The sequence below is a fragment of the Sphingobium sp. S6 genome (genome assembly GCF_905120495.1).
GTDB classification, from domain to species: Bacteria; Pseudomonadota; Alphaproteobacteria; order Sphingomonadales; family Sphingomonadaceae; genus Sphingobium; species Sphingobium agri.
Map to the genome: position 1 here is coordinate 35,309 of NZ_CAJHOG010000012.1, position 24,145 is coordinate 59,453.

The 24,145-nt window shown below is 65.5% G+C and carries 25 protein-coding genes and 3 riboswitches; of the genes, 11 read left to right on the forward strand and 14 right to left on the reverse strand.

Going from position 1 to position 24,145, the window contains the following annotated elements:
• Positions 1-50 precede the first annotated feature (50 nt).
• Positions 51-257: a hypothetical protein gene (locus SPHS8_RS18120; protein WP_097093378.1), complete on the forward strand. Its 207-nt coding sequence runs from the start codon at positions 51-53 to the stop codon at positions 255-257.
• 10 nt (positions 258-267) lie between these two features.
• Here the strand turns inward: SPHS8_RS18120 and cobF are convergent, their stop codons facing one another.
• Genes cobF through cbiE form a run of 5 tightly spaced genes read right to left on the reverse strand, consistent with a single transcriptional unit; the run spans position 268 to position 4,649 of the window.
• A complete protein-coding gene (gene cobF / locus SPHS8_RS18125; protein ID WP_201516724.1) occupies positions 268-1,011 on the reverse strand; it encodes a precorrin-6A synthase (deacetylating) in 744 nt (247 codons plus the stop codon).
• A complete protein-coding gene (locus SPHS8_RS18130) occupies positions 1,008-2,315 on the reverse strand; it encodes a cobyrinate a,c-diamide synthase (RefSeq protein WP_201516725.1) in 1,308 nt (435 codons plus the stop codon). Before SPHS8_RS18130 ends, cobF begins: the two co-directional genes overlap by 4 nt.
• Entirely contained in the window at positions 2,312-3,097 is a 786-nt protein-coding gene (gene cobM, locus SPHS8_RS18135; RefSeq protein ID WP_201516726.1) for a precorrin-4 C(11)-methyltransferase, read from the reverse strand. Before cobM ends, SPHS8_RS18130 begins: the two co-directional genes overlap by 4 nt.
• Positions 3,094-3,450: a cobalamin biosynthesis protein gene (locus tag SPHS8_RS18140; protein ID WP_201516727.1), complete on the reverse strand. Its 357-nt coding sequence runs from the start codon at positions 3,448-3,450 to the stop codon at positions 3,094-3,096. The genes cobM and SPHS8_RS18140 overlap by 4 nt, the downstream gene beginning before the upstream one ends.
• Complete coding sequence (gene cbiE / locus SPHS8_RS18145; protein WP_201516728.1) at positions 3,447-4,649, reverse strand: precorrin-6y C5,15-methyltransferase (decarboxylating) subunit CbiE; 1,203 nt, start codon at positions 4,647-4,649, stop codon at positions 3,447-3,449. The genes SPHS8_RS18140 and cbiE overlap by 4 nt, the downstream gene beginning before the upstream one ends.
• On the opposite strand from cbiE, the gene SPHS8_RS18150 reads away from it, so the two are divergent.
• The gene (locus SPHS8_RS18150) at positions 4,648-5,397 is read left to right on the forward strand and encodes a cobalt-precorrin-6A reductase (RefSeq protein ID WP_201516729.1); all 750 of its coding nucleotides are present in this window, start codon (positions 4,648-4,650) and stop codon (positions 5,395-5,397) included. The genes cbiE and SPHS8_RS18150 overlap by 2 nt on opposite strands.
• On the opposite strand, the gene cobJ is transcribed toward SPHS8_RS18150, so the two are convergent.
• From cobJ to SPHS8_RS18170, 4 genes are read right to left on the reverse strand one after another with little or no spacing between them, the layout of a single operon-like run.
• Entirely contained in the window at positions 5,373-6,122 is a 750-nt protein-coding gene (gene cobJ / locus SPHS8_RS18155; RefSeq protein WP_201516730.1) for a precorrin-3B C(17)-methyltransferase, read from the reverse strand. The genes SPHS8_RS18150 and cobJ overlap by 25 nt on opposite strands.
• On the reverse strand, positions 6,119-6,841 hold the full coding sequence (gene cobI, locus SPHS8_RS18160) for a precorrin-2 C(20)-methyltransferase (protein WP_201516731.1): 723 nt from the start codon (positions 6,839-6,841) through the stop codon (positions 6,119-6,121). The genes cobJ and cobI overlap by 4 nt, the downstream gene beginning before the upstream one ends.
• On the reverse strand, positions 6,838-7,467 hold the full coding sequence (locus SPHS8_RS18165; protein ID WP_201516732.1) for a precorrin-8X methylmutase: 630 nt from the start codon (positions 7,465-7,467) through the stop codon (positions 6,838-6,840). The genes cobI and SPHS8_RS18165 overlap by 4 nt, the downstream gene beginning before the upstream one ends.
• Positions 7,467-8,522, reverse strand: coding sequence for a cobalamin biosynthesis protein CobG (locus SPHS8_RS18170; RefSeq protein WP_201516745.1), 1,056 nt, complete (start codon positions 8,520-8,522; stop codon positions 7,467-7,469). The genes SPHS8_RS18165 and SPHS8_RS18170 overlap by 1 nt, the downstream gene beginning before the upstream one ends.
• Before the next feature lie 230 nt (positions 8,523-8,752).
• Positions 8,753-8,978: riboswitch (cobalamin riboswitch) on the reverse strand.
• Between the two features lie 130 nt (positions 8,979-9,108).
• On the opposite strand from SPHS8_RS18170, the gene SPHS8_RS18175 reads away from it, so the two are divergent.
• The gene (locus SPHS8_RS18175; RefSeq protein ID WP_201516733.1) at positions 9,109-9,966 is read left to right on the forward strand and encodes an alpha/beta fold hydrolase; all 858 of its coding nucleotides are present in this window, start codon (positions 9,109-9,111) and stop codon (positions 9,964-9,966) included.
• Positions 9,967-10,007: 41 nt separating this feature from the next.
• Here SPHS8_RS18175 and bluB read toward each other — a convergent pair whose 3' ends face one another.
• The 5 genes from bluB to SPHS8_RS18200 are packed head-to-tail and all read right to left on the reverse strand — an operon-like array spanning position 10,008 to position 17,031.
• Positions 10,008-10,646, reverse strand: coding sequence for a 5,6-dimethylbenzimidazole synthase (gene bluB / locus SPHS8_RS18180; RefSeq protein WP_201516734.1), 639 nt, complete (start codon positions 10,644-10,646; stop codon positions 10,008-10,010).
• Between the two features lies 1 nt (position 10,647).
• A complete protein-coding gene (cobO, locus tag SPHS8_RS18185) occupies positions 10,648-11,253 on the reverse strand; it encodes a cob(I)yrinic acid a,c-diamide adenosyltransferase (protein WP_097093389.1) in 606 nt (201 codons plus the stop codon).
• Positions 11,250-14,945 (reverse strand): cobaltochelatase subunit CobN, encoded by a 3,696-nt coding sequence (cobN, locus tag SPHS8_RS18190; RefSeq protein ID WP_201516735.1) that lies wholly within the window; start codon positions 14,943-14,945, stop codon positions 11,250-11,252. The genes cobO and cobN overlap by 4 nt, the downstream gene beginning before the upstream one ends.
• Positions 14,945-15,985, reverse strand: coding sequence for a cobalamin biosynthesis protein CobW (cobW, locus tag SPHS8_RS18195; protein ID WP_201516736.1), 1,041 nt, complete (start codon positions 15,983-15,985; stop codon positions 14,945-14,947). Before cobW ends, cobN begins: the two co-directional genes overlap by 1 nt.
• A complete protein-coding gene (locus SPHS8_RS18200; protein WP_236575260.1) occupies positions 15,982-17,031 on the reverse strand; it encodes a HoxN/HupN/NixA family nickel/cobalt transporter in 1,050 nt (349 codons plus the stop codon). Before SPHS8_RS18200 ends, cobW begins: the two co-directional genes overlap by 4 nt.
• Before the next feature lie 173 nt (positions 17,032-17,204).
• Positions 17,205-17,449: riboswitch (cobalamin riboswitch) on the reverse strand.
• 87 nt (positions 17,450-17,536) lie between these two features.
• Between SPHS8_RS18200 and SPHS8_RS18205 the strand changes: the two genes are divergently transcribed.
• From SPHS8_RS18205 to cobU, 8 genes are all read left to right on the forward strand, one after another.
• Entirely contained in the window at positions 17,537-18,319 is a 783-nt protein-coding gene (locus SPHS8_RS18205) for a formate dehydrogenase accessory sulfurtransferase FdhD (protein ID WP_201516737.1), read from the forward strand.
• A 47-nt stretch (positions 18,320-18,366) separates the two neighbouring features.
• Positions 18,367-18,556, forward strand: a riboswitch (cobalamin riboswitch).
• A 156-nt stretch (positions 18,557-18,712) separates the two neighbouring features.
• The gene (locus tag SPHS8_RS18210) at positions 18,713-19,120 is read left to right on the forward strand and encodes a DUF1636 domain-containing protein (RefSeq protein ID WP_097093394.1); all 408 of its coding nucleotides are present in this window, start codon (positions 18,713-18,715) and stop codon (positions 19,118-19,120) included.
• Positions 19,117-20,133, forward strand: a complete 1,017-nt coding sequence (gene cobT / locus SPHS8_RS18215) for a nicotinate-nucleotide--dimethylbenzimidazole phosphoribosyltransferase (protein WP_201516738.1) — start codon at positions 19,117-19,119, stop codon at positions 20,131-20,133. Before SPHS8_RS18210 ends, cobT begins: the two co-directional genes overlap by 4 nt.
• A complete protein-coding gene (locus SPHS8_RS18220) occupies positions 20,130-20,696 on the forward strand; it encodes a histidine phosphatase family protein (protein ID WP_201516739.1) in 567 nt (188 codons plus the stop codon). The genes cobT and SPHS8_RS18220 overlap by 4 nt, the downstream gene beginning before the upstream one ends.
• Positions 20,693-21,403: an adenosylcobinamide-GDP ribazoletransferase gene (locus SPHS8_RS18225; RefSeq protein ID WP_097093397.1), complete on the forward strand. Its 711-nt coding sequence runs from the start codon at positions 20,693-20,695 to the stop codon at positions 21,401-21,403. Before SPHS8_RS18220 ends, SPHS8_RS18225 begins: the two co-directional genes overlap by 4 nt.
• The gene (locus SPHS8_RS18230) at positions 21,400-22,377 is read left to right on the forward strand and encodes a threonine-phosphate decarboxylase (protein WP_201516740.1); all 978 of its coding nucleotides are present in this window, start codon (positions 21,400-21,402) and stop codon (positions 22,375-22,377) included. Before SPHS8_RS18225 ends, SPHS8_RS18230 begins: the two co-directional genes overlap by 4 nt.
• Positions 22,340-23,299, forward strand: coding sequence for an adenosylcobinamide-phosphate synthase CbiB (cbiB, locus tag SPHS8_RS18235; protein ID WP_201516741.1), 960 nt, complete (start codon positions 22,340-22,342; stop codon positions 23,297-23,299). The genes SPHS8_RS18230 and cbiB overlap by 38 nt, the downstream gene beginning before the upstream one ends.
• Entirely contained in the window at positions 23,299-23,820 is a 522-nt protein-coding gene (cobU, locus tag SPHS8_RS18240; RefSeq protein WP_236575261.1) for a bifunctional adenosylcobinamide kinase/adenosylcobinamide-phosphate guanylyltransferase, read from the forward strand. The genes cbiB and cobU overlap by 1 nt, the downstream gene beginning before the upstream one ends.
• Positions 23,821-24,145: the final 325 nt, after the last annotated feature.

The window sequence follows — 24,145 nt, forward strand, 5'->3', positions numbered from 1 at the left end:
ACCCTGCGCCGCTTGGGATTAGCTCGAAGCTTTAGCAGGAGAGCATTTTCATGACACATGCCCTCAATGCACAGGAATGCCTGGAAAGAGCGCGGATGCATGAGCAATTGGCGGCGACGACCGCCGACGCGTCAGCGCGAACCATGCATCAGGCCATGGCCGCCGAATTTCGCCGCCGCGCTGCGATGGGTTCGATCGACGGTAGTGGACCGATGATCAGCAAGCCAATGATCGAGTTGAGAGTTCCGGCCGCCTGATCCTGAATCGTCAGGCGTCCTGCCGCAGCAGATAGACGTCCATGATCCATCCATGCTTCTGCCGCAATGCTGCGCGGCGCTCGATGATCTTTGGTCCCGCCAGCGCGAGTGGCCCCTTTGCCAACGCCTGATGTTCCATGCCGAGATAGGCGCCCCACCAGATCATGAGATGCTCCGGTTCCAGCGTTTGAAAGGCGCAATGTCCGTCCAGCATGACGACGATGTCGCGCACGCCGTTCGGCCAGCCGTGATCGCGCAACTGCCTGCCTGTGGTGATCAGCACCGGACCGGCCAGGCGGTTGAGGCAAATGCCATGCGCGGCCGTCAGCGCCTGAATACTGGTGATGCCTGGAACGACGCTTATCTCGACGGAGGGACCTAGCCGCTCGGCGATGCGCAGGCTGCTGTCGTACAGCGAAGGGTCGCCCCAGACGAGCAGCGCCACGGTGCCGCCATCGGGCAGGTTCCGGGCGATCTGCTCCATCCAGATCGCGGCGATCGCGTCATGCCATTCCATAACCACATCGACATATATGCCCTGCTCCTCTCTGCTGGGCATGTCGAACTCTGCGATGCGCACGGGCCGGGTCAGCACCTCCGCACATATGGCGCGGCGCAGGTCGAGAAGGTCGGACTTTGCTTCACCCTTGTGCGGCAGCAGGATGAGGTCCGCCGCGTTCATCGCGCGGATGGCGGCGCGTGTCAGATGATCGGGATTACCTGTCCCGATACCAATTAGCGACAGGTGGATCATGTGGCACTCGCGATCAAGTGGAAGAAGCTGCCCGTCACCCGGGCTCTGCGCGAACCGCTGCTCGCCACCGGCACGCCCATCGCGTCAGTCACATGAGCGAGCGGCTCGTCCGGTTGTTCGACGACGGTCGAATAATGAAATTCATGCCCGCGCAGTGGCGCGCCTGAATTATGACCGCCCATCGGCGCCAGCAGCCGCGCCTGACGATAGCCCAGGTGCAAGCGCCGCTCTGCAAAGCTGGAAACCAGGCCGAGCAGTCCCGCCATGGCGTGGGATTGCCCCTGCGCATCGATGATCGCCTGCCCCAGCACCATATAGCCGCCGCATTCGCCATGGATCGGCCGACCCTCTGCATGGCTGCGCAGGCCGTTCAGAAAGCGGCTCGCCCGCGCAAGCCTTGGCGCATGCAGTTCGGGGTAGCCGCCGGGCAGCCAGACGGCGTCGGCCACAGGATCGGGCGCTTCGTCTGCGAGGGGGGAGAAGGGGATGATCTCCGCCCCGGCTGCGCGCCAGCCAGTCAGCATATGGGCATAGGTGAAGGAAAAGGCCGCGTCCTGGGCCAGCGCGATACGCTGCCCCGGCGGCGGACATTGATATGCGGCAGGAGGCAGGGTCGGGAGGGCGTGCGCCGCCGCCTGGAGAGCTGCAACATCGATATGCGCTTCGATCAGGTCTGCGATGGCGTCGATCATCCGGTCCGCCTCTCCCTGCTCACTCGGTTGAACAAGCCCCAGATGCCGTTCGGGAATGGCGAGGGCAGGCGACCTTGGGATAGCGCCAAGCACTGGCACGGCGATGTCCTCCATCGCCTGCCGGATCATCGCTTCGTGGCGCGGGCTGGCGACACGGTTGATGATGACGCTTGCCACGCCGACATCGGGGCGGAGCGTGCGGAATCCCTGGGCGATGGCGGCTGCCGACTGGCTCTGCCCCGACGCGTCGATGATCAGGATGACAGGCCAGCCCAGCAAGGCGGCTATGTCGGCGCTGCTGCCATTGCCGCTCGCCCCCCGTGCTGGCGCGCCGTCGAACAGCCCCATCACGCCTTCCGCGACGATCAGCTCTGCTTCCGCCGCTTCACCGGAGAGACCGTGGAGCATAGCCGCATCCATTGCCCAGCTGTCGAGATTGAGGGAAGATCGCCCACTCGCCAGCCGGTGAAATCCCGTGTCGATATAATCCGGACCACATTTGTAGGGCTGGACGGCCACGCCTTGGCGTCTGAGTGATCGCAGCAGCCCCAGTGTGATGACCGTCTTGCCGGAGCCCGATCGCGGTGCGGCGATGAGGATGCCGGGCGTCATTCGTCCGATCCGGCGAAGGGCGAGTCCGCCGTCGCTGGCCGAAATCGCCGGTCGTAACCGGGCGCGTAAAGCTGGCTTTCTGCGAAATCGGTGTCGCCCAGCACCGGCCCGACAAGAATGATGGCCGTCCGCTCTGGCCCGCCGGCCGCCAGACTCTCGATGGTGGCGAGTGTTCCTTGAACCACGCGTTGATCGGGCCAGCTCGCTCGCCATATGATCGCCGCCGGGCAGTCTGGGCCATGGAGCGGTATGAGGTCTGCCACCACCTGCGCCAGATTATGGATCGAAAGATGGATCGCCAGCGTCGCTCCCGTCGCGCCGAAGGCCGCCAGCGTTTCGCCCGGCGGCATGGCGCTTGCCCGGCCTGGCGTGCGCGTGAGGATCAGCGACTGGCCTAGCCCCGGCAGGGTCAGCTCCGCCTCCAGAGCGGCCGCGGCGGCGGCGAAGGATGGGACGCCCGGCGTCACCGTATAGCTGATGCCCAGCGCTTTGAGACGGCGGATCTGCTCGCCCATCGCCGACCACACTGACAGGTCGCCTGAATGCAGCCGGGCGACATCCTGGCCCGCCGCATCCGCCTCAGCGATGAGGGCGATGATCTCGTCCAGTGTCAGCGGCGCGCTGTTGACGATCCGCGCGCCCGCCGGGCAGTGGTCGAGCAGCGCCCGGGGTATGAGCGACCCGGCATAGAGGCAGACGGGGGAGGCCGCGATCAGGTCGCGGCCACGTAGCGTCAAGAGGTCGGGCGCGCCGGGGCCAGCGCCGATAAAATGGACGGTCATGACGATACTCCTCGGGCAAGCGCGCAGGTGGCTTGGCCATCGGGCGAAATGATGCGGGATGCGGCCAATTGTGCGCCGGGGCCTGCGGCGATCAGGGCGACCGCTTCGGCGACGCTGCCGGTGCCATGGGCGGCGAGGCTGGCGGCGGATTGGGTTGGCGTGTTCACCGCCGCGACCGCCGCCGGATCGACAAGGATTAGTGGTAGACCCAAGGCGGCGGCGAGGGGAGCGAGCAGCGCTTGCCTATGCGTCAGCGTCGCCAGCGCCGCGACGGCTTCGCGATGCGCGCCGAGCGCCGCTTGCAAGGATTCTTTGCTAGCCCCGCTGCGGCAACCGAAACCTGCGACGATCATAGCATGACGCTCCACTGCACCAGCGGATAGGTGGCCTTCCACCCGCGCCGCGTGCCGATGGGCGCGGCACGTGCCATTTCGATCCGCAGCAGCTCGCCGCCCAGTCGTTCATGCCATCGCGCCAGCAGCGCTTCCGATTCCAACGTCACCGCATTGGCGACCAGCCTTGTGCGCTCGCCTGGCAAGGCGATGATCGTTTCGATCAGTGCATCGCTCAGACCGCCGCCGATGAAGATCGCGTTGGGCCGGACCCGTCCTGCCAGCGCCGCCGGAGCGCGTCCCTCGACCAGCAGGAGCCGATCCACGCCCAGCCGCCGTGCATTGGCCGCCGCTCGCTTGGCGCGTACTGGGTCAGCCTCGAAAGCCAGCGCCTGCGTGGACGCATGGCTCAGCAGCCATTCAATTGCGATTGATCCTGATCCCGCCCCGATATCCCATAATGTCTCACCGGGGCGCGGCGCGAGTGATGATAGCGTCAGGGCACGGGCTGGCCGCTTGCTGATCTGTCCGTCATGTTCGAACCAGCTGTCGGCAAGTCCGTTGGCGCGGGGCATCGCCTCGCCGTCGCCCGAAATTTCAATGCCCACCGCCACGGGATGCGCGATATCTTCGAAGGCCAGCTTGTCAGCCTCCTCCGACCGGATACGCTCGCGCGGTCCACCGAGCGCTTCCATGATGTGCAGCTTTGACGCGCCAAAACCCGTCGCTGCCAAATAGGCCGCAAGTGCCTGCACCGCTGCCCCGTCGCGCAGCAGCACCAGCGCGCGGCGTCCCGGCGCAAGCACTGGTCTCAACCGATCGAGCGGCGTGGCGTGGAGGCCATGGCAGGTCACATCCTGCAACGCCCAGCCCAAACGGGAAGCCGCCAGCGAGAAGGTCGACGGCGCGGGATGCGCAATCCACTCGCCGGGCGTCAGATGCCGCGTGACGCTCGTGCCAGCGCCGAACCAGAAGGGATCGCCCGACGCCAGCATCACCGTCGGCTCCCCACGCCGGGCAAGCAGGGCCTCTACCCCATCCTCGAATGGCACTGGCCAGCTAAGCCGTTCCGCTTTAAGGGGTGGCAGCAGCGCCAGCTGGCGCGGAGCGCCCATGATGACGCGCGCTTGTTCCAGCGCCGCGCGCGCGATGTCGGACAAGCCTTCCGCCCCGTCCTCGCCTATGCCGATGATCGTCAGCCAGGGAACTTCAGCCGCCATGCGCAACATCCTGATCCTTGGCGGCACCATGGAAGCGAGCGCGCTCGCCAGAGCCTTGGCCGAGCGCGGCGAACAGGCGACGCTGAGCTATGCCGGGCGCACCGGCAATCCCCGTGCACAGCCGGTGCCGATCCGCGTCGGCGGCTTTGGCGGCGCTGACGGCTTGGCGGCGTTCCTGAAGGCGGGGGCTTTCACCCACCTTGTCGACGCCACCCATCCCTTCGCCGCTGCGATCAGCGCCAATGCCGCCGCCGCCGCGCGTGCTTCTGATGTCGCCCATCTGATGCTCACCCGTCCGGAATGGCAGGCAGTGGACGGCGACCGCTGGACCCACGTCCCTGATATCGCCAGCGCCGTCCGCGCGCTCGATGGCCCGCCCCGGCGCGTGATGCTCGCTCTGGGTCGGATGCATGTCGAAGCCTTCGCCGCGCAGCCACAGCATCAATATCTGTTGAGGTTCGTAGATGCGCCTGATGCGCCGCCCACATTGCTGCGCCACCATTTGCTGGTGGATCGTGGCCCTTTCACACCAGCGGGTGACCTTGCCCTTATGAGGGATCACGGCATCGATCTGGTCGTCGCAAAGAATGCGGGAGGGGAGGGTGCCCGCGCCAAGATCGACGCCGCCCGAGCGCTCGGCCTGCCGGTCATCATGATCGATCGCCCGCCCATGCCGCAGGCGCGAGCCGTCCATGACATCGGCGATGTGCTGGCGTGGATCGATCATTCGGCCCATCGTGGCGTGTAGAGGATCGGGCGAGGCGCTCCTTCGATAAAGCGCGTCCGGCTTGACCCGACGATCACCATCGTGCGCATATCCGCCATTTCAGGGGCCGCCTCGGCCAGTGTCACGACGCGCAACTGCTCCTCCGCCGTCGATACCGCGCGAGCGAAGAGGATCAGCCGATCCCCGCCGCATTCCTCCCGCAACAGATCGAGCACGCGCGCAAAGCCATCAGGCCGCGCCTTCGACCGGGGGTTGTAAAATGCCATGGCGAAATCGGCCTGCGCGGCAAGGCGCAGCCGCCGTTCGATCAGCGCCCATGGTTTCAGATTATCCGATAGGTTGATTGCGCAGAAATCATGGCCCAGCGGCGCGCCCGCCCGCGCGGCGGCGGCGAGCATGGCGGTGATGCCCGGCAGCACACGAACGTCGATCGCGCGCCATGCTCGCGGCCCGGCCTCCAGCGCCTCAAACAACGCGGACGCCATGGCGAACACGCCGGGATCGCCAGAGGACGCCACCACCACGCGCCGCCCCGCCGCCGCCAGTTCCAGCGCATGCGCTGCCCGGTCCAGCTCAACCCGATTGTCCGATGCATGGCGCACCAGATCCGCGCGATCCGCCACCCGCGCGACATAAGGCGCATAGCCGACCAGATCGGTTGCCTCGGCCAATGCTTCCGTCACCTCCGGCGTCACCAGTGCGCCAGCGCCCGGACCAAGGCCCGCCACCGCTACCCATCCGCTCATGGCCGCCGTCCCTGACCATGGATCAACAGGATGGAAAAATAGCTTGTGACCGCCTGCGCTTGCCCCAATGGCGTGATCTTCTGATCCGCCATGGTCGCATATTCGACCAGCCAGGCGCAGTCGTCCTTGCCCGCCGCCTCCACCGCGCGGCGCAGCTTGGCGAGGTTGCGGCCGATCTTCATGACGACCAACGCATTGCTGTCACGGATGCGCCGCGCCAGCTCCTCTTCCGGCAAGGTCGCCATCAGCACCGTCAATACATCGTCGCCCCAGCTGATCGGCGTGCCGCTCGCGGTCCAGGCGCCCGACATGCCGGTGATGCCGGGCACGATCCGGACAGGCGCGAGCGGAGAGAGGCGGCTGTGCAAATGCATGAAGCTGCCGTAAAAAAAGGGATCGCCTTCGCAGAGCACGACCACATCCTCGCCCGCCTCCACCAAGCCGTGCAGATGTGCGGTGCATTCGGCGTAAAAGGCCGACAGGCATTGATTATAGCGCGGATCGCTTACCGGAATTTCGGTCGTCACCGGATATTCCATCGCATATTCGACCGCATCCGGGCGCAACAGCCCATCCACGATTTTCCGAGCATGGCCGTGACGGCCGGGCTTGCGGAAATAGGCGATGTGGCGCGCCTCGCGGATCAGCCGGTCCGCGCGTACGCTCATCAGGTCCTGTGCACCGGGACCGAGCCCCACGCCATGGATCGTCCCGCTCATTCCGCCGCACTCGCGAGAGCGTTGACCGCCGCGACCGTGATCGCGCTGCCGCCTAGCCGTCCTTCCACGATGCAGCAGGGCACGGGTTGGCTTTCCCATAGCGCCTGTTTCGATTCCGCCGCGCCGACGAAACCGACAGGACAGCCGACGATCGCCGCCGGACGCGGACATGCAGGGTCTTCCAGCATGTTGAGCAGGTGGAATAGCGCGGTAGGAGCGTTGCCGATCGCGACAACCGCTCCGGCCAGACGGGGGCGCCACAATTCGAGCGCGGCCGCCGACCGGGTGTTCGCCATCGACCGGGCGAGGTCTGGAACTTGTGGATCGTTCAGGGTGCAGATGATCGCGTTGCCATTAGGCAGGCGGGCGCGCGTGATCCCTTCCGACACCATTCGCGCATCACACAGGATCGGCGCGCCAGCCTCCAGCGCGGCGATCGCGACTTTGGCAAATCCCGGTGAGAAGCGAATATGCGACGCCAGACCCACCATGCCCGCCGCATGGATCATCCGCACGGCAACCCGCTCTTCCTCGGTGGAGAAGCGGTCCAGCGCCGATTCCGAGCGGATCATGCGGAAGGACTGGCGATAGATTTCAGCGCCGTCTGTTTCATAAAGATGCGGCATCAATGGGCTCCGAAATGGGCGAATATCTGATCAGGTGACAGGCCCGCGTGCAGCGGCGGCGCACCCGCGCGCGCATTGAAGGCAAGGTCGAAGACGCCCTCTCGCCCGGTCAGGACGACCGCTGCTTGTGAAGACCGGGCGCAACCCTTGGCGCAACCGGACACGTGCAGCCCCGGCACATAGGGCGCGAGACGGGCGGCAAGTTCACGGGTGGCGACGCTCGATTGCGGGCAGGCGGGAGCGCCCGGACAGGCATCGGCGGCAAGGCGCGGGTCGGACGGATCGTCGGCAGGTGCGCCGCTGCCCTCCAGCACCAACCCTCGCCATGGCGTGACCCGCACCGCACGCGCGTCATCGGCGATGATGGCGAGGAGTTCCGCCGCCTCGATCCGGCCGAAGGGCGCGGCATGAAAGGGGCCGGGTGCATCCGCCAAAGCCGTGGCGCGGGAACGTGCCGGGGCAGGCGCCTCGATCGCCTCTTCAAACAGCGGGACATTGTGCCGCGCCATGCGGCCAGCCTGAACGCCGCCGCTTGCCACGAACCGATGGGCCATGCGGATCAACCCTTCCGCCGCGTCTGCCGTGTTGACCGGAGTACCTTTTATGCGCCCGTCCGCCCGCAGGATGAGCGCGCCGCTCGCGGCCCGTTCCACCCTGAAATCGGCCGACGCGTCGCTCAGCACCGGGGCAGGGCCAGCGTCGATCGCGAAGCCGACCTTCGCGGGAAGGTCCGGTAGTTCGCGCAGGCGCGCCGTCAGTTCCGTCGCAATCAGCGCGCTATCATCGCCCTCATGCCAATCCGGGTTGATCAGTATAGGAACGTGAGCGTCTCGCTCCTCATCGGCATGCGCGAGCCCAATAGCGATCAATCGCTCCATCAGCGCACGATGGTCAGCCTCCGGCACGCCCCTGATCTGAAAGGCGGCGCGGTTCGTGACGTCGATATGGCCACTGCCAAGGGTAAGCGCCGCCTCGCAAAATCCTATCGCCTGTTCCCGGCTCATCCGGCCAAGCGACGGACGCACCCGCACCAGCAGCCCGTCGCCCGCCATCATCGGCCGCCATGCCGTCGGGCACCAGCCGCGTACACCGTGGCGCGTGCCGGTGCTGGCGGTATCCCGCCGCATCTGCTCCTGCATTGCTTCAGCCCTCCAGCACTTGCGCCACGACCAGCGGACGGCGCGCGCAGGAAGGCGGCCAAGCCGCTCGCCTGCACGGCCGCAGCCGCACCAAATTCGTCGCTCAAACGGAGAACCGAGCCGTGACCATCCCCTGGATCATGGCAAGAGCGACCTTTGCTCCGGCAGGTCTCCTGGCTTGCGGGTCACAGCTTGGCATGGGGCCTTCCCGGATCGCTCCAGTGGCTGGCCGTCCCATTGTCAGAACTGGCCGGTCCATGCTTCGCTCGCCGCTCACAGTTGCAGGGACAGCCACGGATTTGGGAGAGAGCCTCCCGCACCGCATTCCCATTTAAGCCCCTATACCGGGGCACCGGCGCGATCGATGAACCGGGCGAACCGGCTCGACGCGCTTCATAATGGCGATGCGAGCGAAAGGGAAGTAGTCAACGCCCGCTTCCTTGCGTCCATCGCGCATCGCCGCTACGCCCTCGCCAAATAGTGCAAAAATGGAGAGGAAAAGATGGGCGATTTCAGCTTCGAAGGCACCAGCCGCTTCCTGGAAACGGACAAGGGGCGGCTTCATTATCATGAAGCGGGATCCGGCCCTGCGCTGTTGCTGCTCCATGGGTCCGGCCCCGGCGTCACCGGCTGGGCGAATTTTCGGGGCAATCTGCCCTTCTTCTCCCAATATTTCCGCACCATCATCCTGGACGCACCGGGATATGGGAAGAGCGATCCCGTGGATGGCGACCCGGTAGGAGTAGCCCGCGACGCAGTCGTCGCGCTGATGGACGGCCTTGGCATCGACCGTGCCCATATTGTTGGCAACAGCTATGGGGGGATTGTCGGCGGACATCTGGCGGCCTCTCATCCCGACCGCGTGCTGCGCTACATCACGATCGGCGGCATCGGTTTCAACATCACCTCGACCTTCCCCAATGAGGGGCTGACCCGCCTGGTCGATTTCATCGAAGACCCGACGCGGGAGAACATCATCGCCTGGCTCGAATCCATGGTGTACGACAAATCGATCATCACCGATGAATTGATCGACATGCGCTACAAGGCGGCGCTGGAACCGGTGACGATGGAAAGCAGCCGCAAGATGTACACGCGCGCCGCCCTCGGCTTCATCGCGCAGTCGATGAGCGGGCCGGGCGTATCCCAACGTATCGACTATCTCGGCAAAATCCAGGCGCCGACGCTCATCATGTGGGGCCGCGATGACAAGGTCAGTCCGCTCGACGGCGCGCTGCTGCCCATGCGCATCATCCCCAATGCCGAACTGCACGTCTTCCCGCGCTGCGGCCATTGGACGATGATCGAGCACAAGGACCGTTTCGAAACGCTGGCGCTGGATTTCCTCCGGGGTGAATAGCTGATCTCGGTCCGAACGGGGGAGCGGATGCGGATGCGGAACTAACGCCGCACCACCACGGAATGCCAGTCGGTCCGCTGCTCCCAGCCCCGCCGTTCCAGTTCCGGCACATCCTCTTCACTGACAGCCCGGCCAAGGCAGAGCAGCCCCAGGCATTCCCAGCTTGCGGGAATATCGAGCATCGCGTTCACGCCTTCGGGCTCCATGATCGACACCCAACCCATGCCGATGCGCCGTGTCTGCGCCGCCAGCCATAGCGTATGCACCGCCATGACGCAGCTGTAGCGCCGCGCCTCGGGCATGGTGACGGCGCCCAGATGATGGCCCGTCTCCGTCCCATCGTCGCAATAGACGGCGAACAGGACCGGCGCCTCGCGCAAGCCATGCAGCTTCAGGCTGCGATAGAGCTTGTCCTGATCGCCATCATATTCCTTGCCCGCTTCCTTGACCTGCCGGTCGACATGACAGGCCAGCCGCTCGCGTAGCTCCACGGTTTCCACACGCACGAAACGCCACGGCTGCGACAAGCCCACTGACGGCGCGCGATGCGCCATGCTGAGCAGCCATTCGACGTCCGTCTCATCGATCGGGTCCGTCCTGAAATGGCGAATGTCCCGCCGCGCCCTTACCAACGCCTCGAACTGCGCGCTGTCGATCGGGATGATGGCGGGACCGCTCATGTCAGAATTCGATCCCCGCCTGCGCCTTCACGCCGCTGCGGAAGGGGTGCTTGATCAGTGTCATTTCGGTGACGAGGTCCGCCGCCTCGATCAGGGGTTCGGGCGCGTTGCGGCCTGTGATGAGGACATGCTTCATCTCGTCCCTGTTCGTCACGGCTTCCAGCACCTCTTCCACCGGCAGATAATCGTAGCGCAGGACGATATTCAGTTCGTCCGCCAGCACCATATCATAGGCCGGATCGGCAATCATCCGCTTGACCTCATCCCATGCTTCGCGGGCAAGGGCGATGTCGCGGGTCTTGTCCTGCGTGTTCCAGGTGAAGCCTTCGCCCATCGGCTTGAATGTGACATTATCGGGAAACGCATCGAACACCGCTTTTTCTCCGGTGGTCATCGCGCCCTTTACGAACTGGACGACGCCGACCCGCTTGCCATGGCCGATGGCGCGGATGACCATGCCGAGCGCGGCGGTCGTCTTGCCCTTACCCTTGCCGGTATGGACGATCAGCAGGCCCTTTTCCTGCGTCTTGGTCGCCATGATCTTGTCATGGGCGGCCTGCTTCTTCTTCATCTTTTCGGCATGCTGTTCCGGCGTGCGTTCGATCATGGGCGATCTTCCTTCAGTTGGGCAAGGATCATGGCGGCGCTGTTCGAACGTGGGCGCCACAGCCCCCGGTCCAGCGCTTCGTGGAGGCGTGCCGCGGTTTCGCGCAGCGCGGCGGGGTTGGCTTCGGCCATGAAGGCGCGCACGGCTTCGTCCTCGATGAAGGCGGCGTGGACGGCGTCGAAATGATGGTCTTTGACGCCATGCGTCGTCGCGGCGAAGGCGAAGAGATAATCGACGGAGGCAGCGATCTCGAACGCGCCCTTGTAGCCGTGGCGCATCATGCCCGCGATCCATTTGGGATTGGTGACGCGCGCCCGCACCACCCGGCCGATCTCGTCCTCCAGCGTCCGGATGACCGGCCGTTCGGGCCTGCTATGGTCATTATGATAGCTGAGTGGCTGGCGGCCCGACAGATGCTCGACCGCCGCTGCGATCCCGCCTTCGAACTGATAATAATCATCGCTGTCGAGCAGGTCATGCTCGCGATTATCCTGATTCTGGATGAGAGCATCAGCCTCGCCCAGCCGCCGGGCGAACAGGTCGCGTTCCGCATCGCCCTCGACGCCGCCGCCATAGGCGTGGCTTCCCCAATCGAGATAGATGTTCGCCAGGTCCGAACGATCATGCCACAGCCGCTCGTCGATCATCGCCTGCAATCCCGCGCCATAGGCGCCCGGTTTCGATCCGAAGACACGCGTCCCAGCACGGCGCAGCGCTGCCTTTTCAGCTGCGCCCTCGGCTATGAGTGCCGCTGCTTCCGCCCGGTGACGCGCGGCGGCGGGATTATCCTCTTCCGGCTCGTCCAGTCCCATGACGGCGCGGGCGGCGCTGTCGACCAGGTCGATCTGTTCGGGAAAGGCGTCGCGGAAGAATCCGGACACGCGCAACGTCACGTCCACGCGGGGCCGGTTGAGTTCGGCGATCGTCATCACCTCAAACCCGACCACCCGTCCCGATCCCCAGTCCCACCGCGGCCGCACTCCCATCAGCGCGAGCGCCTGCGCGATGTCGTCGCCGCCGGTGCGCATGTTTGCCGTACCCCAGGCGGACAGGGCGATGGAGCGCGGATAATCGCCCTCGCGCTGGAGATAGTCCTGCACGACCAGCTCTGCCGATTTCTGGCCCAGGTTCCACGCCGCGACGGTCGGCACCGCGCGCGTATCGACCGAATAGAAATTCCGTCCCGTCGGCAATACATCGGGCCGTCCCCGTGTCGGTGCCCCGGAGGGACCGGGCGCCACGAACCTTCCGTCGAGCGCCTGAAGCAGTGCCGTCTTCTCCGCCTCTCCGCAAGCGTCGACGCGGGGCGCGAGGTCATTGCGGATCGTCTCTAGAACCTGCGCACTTGCAGGCCCGGGACCGGCTTCTCCCGTATCGAGTAGCTGCATGGCATAGAGCTCGAGTCGCTCGACCGTATCGCCGATGCTGCGCCAAATGCCCGGCGTCGTATCCGCCAGAATCTGCGGTCTCGGTCCCGTCCACGGCATGCCCATGCCGCAGTCGATCGGATCGAACCCAAGCGCCAGATCATCAGCCAACGCCCGCAGCAGCGATTGCTGCCCTCCGTCCAATCCCCTGGGGCAGCGAGCCAAGGCGATCAGCAAGTCGCGGCGCAATGCCCGCTCGGGCGATAGGGTGAAGACATGCAGACCATCGCGGATCTGCATTTCTTTTAACTCACACAGATAATTGTCGATCGCCGCCAGTGCATCATCACCGCTGCCCTGAGCCCCTGCATCCTTGTCCAGCCCCTGCGCCGCAGCCAGCGCCAATATGTCCCGCCGCAGCGTCTCCAGCCGGCGCGGGTCCATACCAGCCGCCAGATAATATTCGTCGACCAGCGCCTCCAATTCCTTGAGCGGCCCATAGGTCTCTGCCCGTGTCAGTGGCGGCGTCAGATGGTCGATGATGCATGCGCCGATCCGGCGCTTCGCCTGCGTGCCTTCGCCCGGATCATTGACAATGAAGGGATAGATTTGCGGGATCGGCCCGGCGCAGATTTCGGGGAAGCAGTTTTCCGAAAGCGCGATCGCCTTGCCGGGCAGCCATTCTAGATTACCATGCTTGCCCACATGCACCACTGCGTGGACGCCAAATTCTTGGGCCAGCCAGATGTGGAAGGCGAGATAGGCATGCGGCGGCGGCAGCGCTGGATCATGATAGCTGCTCTTGGGATCGACATCATAGCCGCGTGAGGGTTGCACGGCGACCGCGACATGGCCGAAGCGATGCACGCGCAGGCGAAACGCGCCATCCTTGCAGAATGGATCATCCTCCGGCTCTCCCCATCGGTCCGTCACCAGCTGGCGAACGCTTCCAGGCAGGCCTGCGAACGCAGCACGATAATCCGCAAGGGGCAGCGCGCACGTTGTCTCGCTACCCGTCATCAGCTGCATCAGCGCCGCGCCCTCCGCGGGCGCACCGCCAATGGCATAGCCAGCCTCTCCCAGCGCCCGCAGGATCGCCGCCGCGCTTTCCGGCGTGTCGAGTCCGACGCCATTGCCGATCCGGCCGTCCCGGTTCGGGTAATTGGCTAGCACCAGCGCCACGCGCCGCTCCGCTGCGGGCGTGCGCCTCAACCGTGCCCAATTTCCAGCCAGTTGCGCGACGAAGCTCACTCTGTTCGCCAGCACCTGCGGCACGATGATGCTGCATTCGGTGCGCGCGTCGAATCGCGCCGCCGCCTTGAAAGCGACCGCCCGCGTGAAAATCCGCCCGTCCACCTCGGGCAAGGCGATATGCATCGCCAGATCGCGCGGTCCCAGTCCCCCCGCGCTGTCCTGCCATGCCGCCTGTTCGGCGCTGGCGAACATCGTCTGGAGGACAGGGCAGTCCGCCTGCTCCAATATCGACGGCGTGCGCGGCTCGCCCGGCGCGGATGCAGCAAAGGCGGTCGCGTTCAGGATGACATCAGGACCCACCGACGCCATCACCCCTTCCAGGAAATCCCGCGCAAAGGGTTCGCGCAGCGCCCGCACATGCACCGCCAGCACATTCAGCCCCGCCGCTCGCAGCCCGGCGATCATTGCGTCCACCGCCTCCAGCGTGCCGGCGATCAGCAGCGCACGGTAGAATAGGAACAGCACTACAGGCTGCCTATCCGTCCAGCCCGCCTTCACCTGATCCAGCACGGGACGCTCGACACCCGGCAAATACAGCCCCGCGTCGGCGACCGGCACCGGCGGGTCGGCATAGCCCGCATCCAGTCCCGCGATCCCCGCGGCCGTCTTCAAGAAGGCGATCGCATTGGCGACGCCTCCCTGCCGTAGATAATCCCGCAGCAGATCGCATGTTTCGGGTGGCAGGGTGGACGCGAGGCGCAGTTCCGGATCATCCTCCCGCCCATCGGCGATCGCGGCGAACGCTACGCCCTTCTCGCGCGTGACATTGGCAATTTCCTCAATGCCATAGGGCCAGTAGCTCTTGCCCCCCAGCAACACGACGCAGACAAACTTCGCGTGGGAAATCACCTTTTCGACATAGAGATCGACCGAATAGGGATGCTTCAATTGCAGAAGGTTGGCGAGCCGGATGGAAGGCGCGCCATCGCCCAGCATCGCCGCCGCGCTCGCAAAGCAGGCAAGGTCGCTGTCCGCCACGGTCAGCAGCACGATGTCGCCCGGCGACTGGCCAAGATCGATGGCTTCATCCCCGTTCGAAACGGTGCCGGGCGTGGCGGTCAGCAAATGCATCAGGCGTCTGCCAGCTGTCCTGACAGCGCATCTTCGATGGCGGCGCGATCCAATCCGGCCTGACCGATCACCACCAGCCGCGACGTGCGCACCTCGTCCGCCTGCCACTGCCGGTCGAAATGATGTTGGATGCGCGGCCCCACCGCCTGGATGACCAGCCGCGCGGGGCGCCCCGCGATGGCGATAAAGCCCTTCACGCGCAGGATGTCATGACCGGTGATGACCTCCTCCAAAGCCGCCAGCAGCGGCGCAGGGTTGCCGATTTCCTCCAGTTGCAGGACGAAGCTGTCGAAATCCTCATGATCATGATCCTCCTCATCATCATGATGGGACGGGCGCGCGTCGATCTGATCCTCGACGCCCGCGCCAAGGCCGAGCAGGACGGCGGGGTCGATCTCGCCACGCGCAGTGCGCAGGAGGCGGACGCCCGGCCGCACTTCCCCGCCCAGCTGCTGCTCCAGTTCCGCCAGCTTTTCAGGCGCGACCAGGTCGGTCTTGTTCAGCAGCACCAGGTCGGCGCAGGCCAGCTGGTCTTCGAACAGCTCCTCGATGGGGCTGTCATGGTCCAACGTCGGGTCGGCCGCCCGCGCCGCAGCGAGCGCGGCCTCATCATGGGCAAAGCGCCCGGCTGCGAGCGCATCCGCATCGATGAGTGCAATGACGCCGTCCACGGTCGCCCGCGTCCGGATATCGGGCCACTGAAACGCTTTCACCAGTGGCTTGGGCAGTGCGAGCCCTGAGGTTTCGATAATGATGTGATCGGGCGGCACGTCCCGGTCCAGCAGCCGCTGCATGGTGGGCAGGAAATCGTCCGCCACGGTGCAACAGATGCAGCCATTGGCAAGCTCGATTATATCCTCGTCCGGGCAGGCTTCGTCGCCGCAGCCCTTCACCAGCGAACCGTCTACGCCGACATCGCCAAATTCGTTGATGATGAGGGCGAGCCGACGCCCGCCCGCATTTTCGATCAGGTGGCGGATCAGCGTCGTCTTTCCGGCACCCAGAAAGCCCGTGATGACCGTGGCGGGAACCTTGCTCATAATGTCTGTCCTTTTTTGGGGATGAGCACGTCGATCTCGTCGAAGCGCTTCCAGCGGTAGATGATCCAGCTCACCAGCCAGCAGGCGGCGAACAGGCCTATGATGAAAAAGCCGAGGCTGTTGAAATGCTCGCCCATGCGGGCGGCGATCGACCAGATGCCGCCGGTCAGGCCCAGCTTGTCGCCCAGCAGCGCCGCCGCCTCGATCCCGCCGATGACGATGGCGACCAGCGCCGACACCAGCGTGATGGTGATGTTATAGTAAAGCTTGCGGATCGGCTTCACGAACGCCCATTGATAGGCGCCCATCATCAGCGCGCCGTCCGCCGTGTCGATGAGCGCCATGCCCGCCGCGAACAGCAAGGGGAAGATCAGTACCGTTGCGATCGAAAGGCCGCTCGCCGCCTGACCCGCCGACAGGCCGAGGATGGCCACCTCCGTCGCCGTGTCGAACCCCAGGCCAAAGAGAAATCCGAGCGGCGCCATGTGCCAGCTACGCGTGACGAGGCGGAACAGCGGCCGGAACAGGCGCGACAACATGCCCCGATTGCCCAGCAGAATGTCCATGTCCTCATCGACATAGGTTCCGCCGTTGCGAACATGATTGAACGTCTTCAGGACAGATCGCAGGATGATGAGGTTCATCGCCGCGATAGCAAAGAGGAAGCTTGCGGAGATGATCGTGGCAATCGTGCCGCCGATCTCCCCCGCCGCCTCGACGCGGCTGAGGGCACTGGCGGCAAAGGCGATGAGGACCGCCGCGATCAGCACGATCGCGCTATGCCCGATCGCGAACCACAGGCCCACGGTCAGCGGCTGCTGCCCGTCCTGCATCAGTTTGCGGGTCACATTGTCGATGGCGGCGATATGGTCGGCGTCCACCGCATGACGCAGGCCCAGGCTCCAGGCGAGCAGGGCGGTGCCCAGCATCATCGTATCGCCCGAGAAGATCATCAGGGCGCATATCCAAAGGCCGATATTGGCGGCGATCAGCAGCGCGAACATCCATGTCGCGCGGCGGCGCAGCGCCGGAACTTGCATAACCATCGGACGGCTTGGCTCCCGTCTGCGTCAGCGAGACTGGACGGGACCTCCGCTATGCGGCCAGCACGACGCGCCGGACGGACGCATCTTAGCGCCCGGCACGCATGCCGGTGCGGTCCCGCCGCACGCGTCGCTCAGACGGAATACCGTGCCCCGGCCATCCCCTGGGCCAAAGCAAGAGCGACCAGACGCCGGCAGGTCTCCTGGCTTGCGGGTCATCGCTCGACACATGGCCTTCCCAGGCCTCGCATGATTTAGCGTCCGGCCCAGTGGCTGACCCTCCGGCGGTAACGGAAAGTCGCTATGCGTCTCGCTCACCGCTTACAGTTGCAGGGACAGCCGCGGATTTGGGCGCCTGACCGGCAGCCCGCACCGCATTCCCTTTGAAGCCCGTTCGGGCACCGGCGCGATCGGGGCTGTGCATAGATGGCTTGACCGGCAAAGGAAAGCGGCAGTTGCATGGTTGCGTCATATTGCAGGGCGCATCCCGCCCGCCTAGACCGGCGCTATGCCATTTCCCTTCTCCTTCACCCGCATTAGCCCAAAGGGCGACGCATCGTTCGTGGAGCGCGATCTGGCGGAGGAGATGCCCGTCGCGATCGAGTTCAACGGCATCGGCTATGCGGTGCTGATGGCGACGCCAGGGGACGTGGCCGAACTGGTTCAGGGCTTCGCGCTTGCCGAGCGGCTGGTCCTGCCATCGGACGCGCCGCTCGACGTTGACGTCCATGTAACGGAGCAGGGCCTGGTCGCCCGCGCCACGCTGCCGCCGGAGCGGGTGGAGGGACTGCTCGGCCGCGTCCGTCACCGCGTCTCCGATTCCTCCTGCGGCTTATGCGGCGTCGAAAATCTGGAGCAGGCGCTGCGGCCCCTGCCCGCCGTGACAGCCCGCTCGACCGCAGGCCGGGCGGCTATCTTCCGGGCGTTGGGCGATCTTGCCGCGCATCAACCGCTCAATCGGCAAACCGGTGCTGTCCATGCCGCTGCCCTGGCGGGGGCAGATGGCGCAATCCGCCTCGCCTATGAGGATGTGGGCCGCCACAACGCGTTCGACAAGCTGATCGGGGCGATGCGGCGGCGGCAATTGTCATGGGATGGCGGCTTTGCGCTACTGTCCTCGCGCTGTTCCTATGAGCTGGTGGAGAAGGCCGCGCTCGCTAATTGCCCGCTGCTTGTCACCATATCCGCCCCCACCCGCCTCGCTGCCGAACGCGCCGCCAGCGCCGGGTTGCCGATCATCGTGCTGGCCCGGGCAGACGCCATGCTGGCGGCAGGCGGGCTGCCCGGCTGACGAGGCGCCGCTTCATCTACCGCTTGCGGGCTTGGTCCTGCCTCATTATCAGCAGCGCCGCGACAGGTTCCCCGTTTGGGGATCAAAAGGGAAGTCGGGTGCAATGCCCGCGCTGCCCCTGCAACTGTAAGCGGTGAGTGGACCGGCCACGCAGCCATTGGGGGAGTATCTCCCGAGAAGGCGGCCGATGCGCATCGACCCGTGAGCCAGGAGACCTGCCTGCCGCAGTCGTTCTTCGACCGGACAGGGTGTGCCGGACGAACGGGGTTCCCCGCGGACGACAGCCATCGCCTTGCCCGCCACTGGCCGGTCAGGGCCGTTGCGGTTCGATTTTGCAGGGAGGGCCATGATGCCGGTCTTTCATGTTCAGATGATTATAAAAGCGTGCCGCTGATGCTGCGTGCCGTCGAAAACAGCGCGTCGGTGGTCGTCTGCTCGACCTGCCGCCTGTCCGCAGACCAACGGGAAGACAGCGAAGGGCGGCGCGGCGGTGCGCTGCTGGTCGATGCCATGCGCGGGCTTCAGGCGCAGGAGCCTGCCTATGAAGCGATCGCCGTGCAGGAAATGCCCTGCCTCTTCGCCTGCCAGCGGCATTGCACCGTCCATGTGCGCGGCCCTGGCAAGGTCGGCTATGTGCTGGGCGACTTCACCCCGGACGCGGATGCCGCGCGCGCCATCCTTGACTATGCCCTGCGCCATGGCGCCAGCGAAGAGGGCGTCGTGCGCTACGCCGAATGGCCGCAAGGGGTGAAGGGGCACTTCATCGTCCGGACGCCGCCCGAGGGCTTTGTCTGCACATGATCCGTTTTGAGGACCGCGACGGTTTTCAGGCCGCGCTCGCCACACTTCCTGGCAGCGACGCGACGGCGATCGACGCTGCGGCGGCGCGGCAGGCTTCTTTGACGAAGCCCGCCGGATCACTAGGCCGCCTGGAGGAAATTGCCCTCTTCATGGCGGGCTGGCAGAGCCGCGAGTGTCCGCGCGCCGACCGTATCCGCGCCGCCATCTTCGCCGGCAATCACGGCGTTGCCGCGCGTGGCGTCAGCGCCTTTCCGGCGTCCGTCACTGCGCAGATGGTCGCTAACTTCCAATCTGGCGGCGCGGCGATCAATGCGCTTGCGGGCGCTTGCGGAGCCGATCTGGTGATCGTCCCGCTTTCCCTTGAACAGCCCACCGCCGACATATGCGAAGCCCCCGCCATGACGGAGGCCGAGTGCCTCGAAGCCCTGAACGCAGGCGCTGCCGTGGTGCCTGAAGATTGCGAACTGCTCTTCGCCGGAGAGATGGGCATCGCCAACACCACCCCCGCCGCCGCGCTGTGCCTTCACGCCTTCGGCGGCGAGGCGCAGGACTGGACGGGGAGGGGAACGGGCATCGACGAAGCAGCCCTCGCCCGCAAGACGGAAGCCGTCCGCGTCGCGCTCGCCCTGCACGCATCCCATTGCACCGACGCCTTCGAAACGCTTCGCCGCCTCGGCGGTCGGGAGATCGCCGCCATGGCAGGTGCGATCCTAGCCGCGCGGATGATGCGCGTGCCGGTGCTGCTCGACGGCTTTATCTGCGGCGCCGCGATCGCTCCCCTCGCGCGCGACAATCCCGCCATCACTCAACATTGCCTGGCCGCCCACTGCTCAGCCGAAGCAGGCCATGCCCGGTTGCTCGAAAAGCTGGGCCTTGACCCGCTGCTGCACCTCGGCATGCGCTTGGGCGAGGGAAGCGGCGCGGCCGTCGCGGCACAGCTCGTCCGCTCGGCCCTCGCGGCGCATGCGCATATGGCGACCTTCGCGCAAGCCGCCGTCGCGGGCGCGCTATGAGCCCGTTGACGCTCCACCTGATGCGGCATGGAGCACCACAAACGCCCGGACTTCTGCTCGGTCACACGGACATGCCGCCTGATCCAGCCGCCATGCAGCTGTGCATCGATCGATCACGCGCGCTCACATTCGACTGTCTGACCAGCTCCGGCCTGGCACGCGCCAGCACGCCCGCCACGCTGATCGCCATCGATCGTCAAGCCGCCCACCGGATCGACCCGCGCTGGCGCGAACTGAACTTTGGCGAATGGGAGGGCATGGACCCCACCACGCTTCCAGCCGGCGACACTGCCCGCTTCTGGTCGTCTCCCGACGACTATCCTCCGCCAGGCGGCGAAAGCTGGTCCGGCCTCTGCCACCGTGTTAGCGCGGCACTGGGCGACGTAGGGGAGCCCACCCTCATCCTCACGCACGCAGGACCGATCCGTGCTGCGCTGACGGCGCTTTGCGGCCTGAATTATCAACAGGCCTGGGCGATCGATCTCCCCTATTCGGCGGTGCTCACGCTGCGCTTCTGGCCCGGAGACAATCCCGGCGCGCAGATCACAGGCCTCGTGACATGACCCGCCTCATCCTTGCCCTGCAACTCATGACCCGCCTGCCGCTCCCGAACGTAGGCGCGGACGAAAACGACTTCGCCGCCGCTATCCGCTGGTTCCCCGCAACAGGCATCATCGTCGGCCTGACGATCGCCGCCGCCATGACAATGGGCTTGCAGAGCGATCCTTGGATCGCCGCCTTGCTCAGCCTCATTGCCTGGGTGGCCATGACGGGAGCGCTCCATCTCGATGGCCTGGGCGACATGGCCGACGGAGCCGGAGCAGCGCATCATGACCGGGAAAAGCTGTCCGCCGTTCTCGCTGATCCGCACATCGGCAGCTTCGGCGTCGTCTCGATCGCCCTGCAATTGCTCACAAAGCTGGTCCTGCTCCGCCTGTGCGCGGAGCATGTCCCGCCGCTAGCCCTTGTCGCCGTGCCCTTCGCAGCCCGGATCGGCCCGCTCGCCTGGACCCTTTGGCTCCCGCCGCTTCACCAGGGTCTCGCCAGCCGCTTCCGCGACGGTATCGGCGCTTCGCATCTGCTGGGTTGGGTGATGCTTGCCGCAGCCCTCTGCCTGATAATCCCCCCACTCTTGTCCGCCGCCCTTTTCATCCCATTCTGGGCATGGTGGTTGCGCAGCCGCATCGGCGGCATTTCGGGAGACGGCCATGGCGCGGGCATAGAGCTTGTTGAAAGCGGCTTGCTCTTCGCGCTGGTGCTGGCGCGATGAGCGGCATCTTCCACTGGCATGGCGGGCGCCTCACCGCTGCGCGTCAGCATTATAAGGAGGCGCGCTTTCCCTGGATCGATCTCTCAACCGGCATAAACCCGCTCGCCTGGCCCGGCGCGGCTGCGATAAAGACCGATTGGCGATCGCTCCCAGATCCCGCAGCACTCGCCGATCTCGAACAAGCCGCTGCCGCCCATTTCGGCGTTACCACCGATCATATCTGCGCCTTACCCGGCAGCGAGACCGGTCTGCGCCTGCTTCGCCATCTGATCGACGCGCCCGCCTGCCACATCCAACCGTCCTACCGCACCCATGCGCAGGCTTTCCCGAATATGCATGCCTTGCAGCAGCCGGAAGCCGCACCGCCGAGCACCGCGCTCCTCCTCGCCAATCCCAACAATCCTGATGGCCGCCTCTACACGCGGGCGCAGATGCGGCAGCTTCTGTGCCGTCAGGAAAAGCGGGGCGGTTGGCTGATCGTCGACGAAGCCTTCACCGACTGCATGCCTGCCGTCAGCATCGCCAGCGACGTTGCCGATAACCGAAGCCTGATCATCCTCCGATCCTTCGGCAAGTTCTTCGGCTTGGCGGGGGTGAGATTGGGTTTCCTCCTCGGGCCATCCGCCATTGTCGCTGCCTGCCGCCGCCTGCTGGGAGATTGGCCGCTATCCGCCGCGGCGATCGATTTCGGCCGGGCCGCCTATCGCGACCGGCGTTGGATCGACGAGACGGTCGCGAGCTTGACCACTCGCGCGGCCCGCCTTGACGCGCTGCTCATCCGCCACGGCTTCAGTCCGCGCGGCGATTGCCCGTTATTCCGCCTGATCGATACGCCAGACGCTGCTTCGTTGTTCGATCGCCTTGCCCGGCAAGCGATTCTCACGCGTCCGTTCGAAGATTATCCCCACTGGCTACGCTTCGGCCTTCCTGCCGGCGATGTCGATCTGGCCCGGCTGGACGAAGCCCTTGGTTGAGTTGGCCGCGCTCTTCCTCGACGCAGTTCTCGGCTGGCCAGCCAGGCTGCACGCGCGCGTCGGACATCCGGTCGGTGCCTTCGCCCGGATCATCACCGCCTGCGAACGCCGCCTGAATCATCCCGGCTTCAGCACCCCGCGCCGCCGGACAGGTGGCATCCTCACGCTGCTGATCCTCCTGGCGATCACCATCGCGGCCGCCTGGGGTGCCGATCGCCTTCTTCGCCATCTGCTCGGCTCCTGGGCCTGGGTGGGGCTTGCGCTTGCGGCCTGGCCTGCTCTCGCACAGCGCAGCCTGTTCGATCATGTCTTGCCTGTGGTGCAGGCGCTGGAGGCTGGCAATCTCTTCGCCGCCCGCCGCGCCGTCGGCCACATCGTCGGCCGCGACACCGCCGCGCTGGATGAAGCAGGCGTTGCGCGCGCCGCTATAGAAAGCCTCGCGGAAAGCTTCTGCGACGGCGTCGTTGCGCCGCTTTTCTGGCTGCTCGTCGGCGGCCTTCCCGGCATATGGGCTTATAAGGCCGTCAACACCGCCGACAGTTTGATCGGGCACCGGGAAGAACCGTTCGCAGCATTTGGCTGGGCCGCCGCCCGCTTTGATGACCTTTTGAACCTCATCCCTGCGCGCTTGTCGGGCTTCCTCATCTGCTTGGGCGGCTTGGGCGGCTGGCGTATTTTGTGGCGCGATCATAGCCGCCATGCCTCTCCCAATGCGGGTTGGCCGGAGGCGGCGATGGCGGGCGCGCTCCATATCCGGCTCGCCGGGCCGATCGCCTATGAGGGGGAGTTTCATGCCAAACCCTGGATTGGCGGGGAGGGTGCGGAAGCCACCCCCGCCGCCGCGCGCGCGGCGCTTTCGCTTTATATCCGGGCTTGCGCCTTGCTCTGGCTCATGACTGCGGCAACCGAAGGATTTCGCTGATGGACGCTTGGCAGAAAATGCTCGTGCTCGGTGGCGCCCGCTCAGGCAAGAGCCGCCATGCCGAAGCGCAGTGCGAGGGCTTGCCCGGCACCATCAACTATATCGCCACGGCGCAGGCCTTCGATGCCGAGATGCGCGACAGAATCGCCACGCATCGCGCCCGGCGGAGCAAGCGATGGCAGACGATAGAGGCGCCGATCGACCTGCCCGCCGCCATCGCGCAGGCGCAACAATCTGGCCCCATCCTTGTCGACTGCCTTACTCTCTGGCTGTCCAACCTCTTGCTCGCGGGCGAAGATATTGACCGTTGGAGCAAGGATCTGGTCGCCGCTGTTGGTGGTTGCACCGTGCCTATGGTGCTTGTCAGCAATGAAGTCGGGTTGTCGATCGTTCCTGAAAACGCCCTTGCTCGCCGCTTCAGAGATGAGGCAGGCCTTCTCAATCAACATGTAGCGGCTGTCTGCGACAGGGTTCATTTCGTCGCTGCCGGTCTGCCCGTGACACTCAAGCAAACCGGATGAAGACGCGTCGGCGCATCTGCTCATATTGAAAATCGCGCGACCCGTCCGGGCAGCTTGCCGTAGAGGCTGAATAAATTCATTGCGCGAATCGATGGCGTGATAAATGGGTGCGGCGGCTTGCCTGCGATCGACTGGATCAATATGGGACGCCCAATAATGGTTGGAGGGGTTTTATGGGAGCCAGCGATCATGGCAGGGGCGCTATGTCCCGGACCGGGGGGAAATCGGAAGACCGCCAAGGTATCTTGATCGGATCGCGGCTTCTGGACAGGGGATAAGTCAGTGAACGCATTGAATGCAGATTATCTGTTCGTCTTCATTTTGG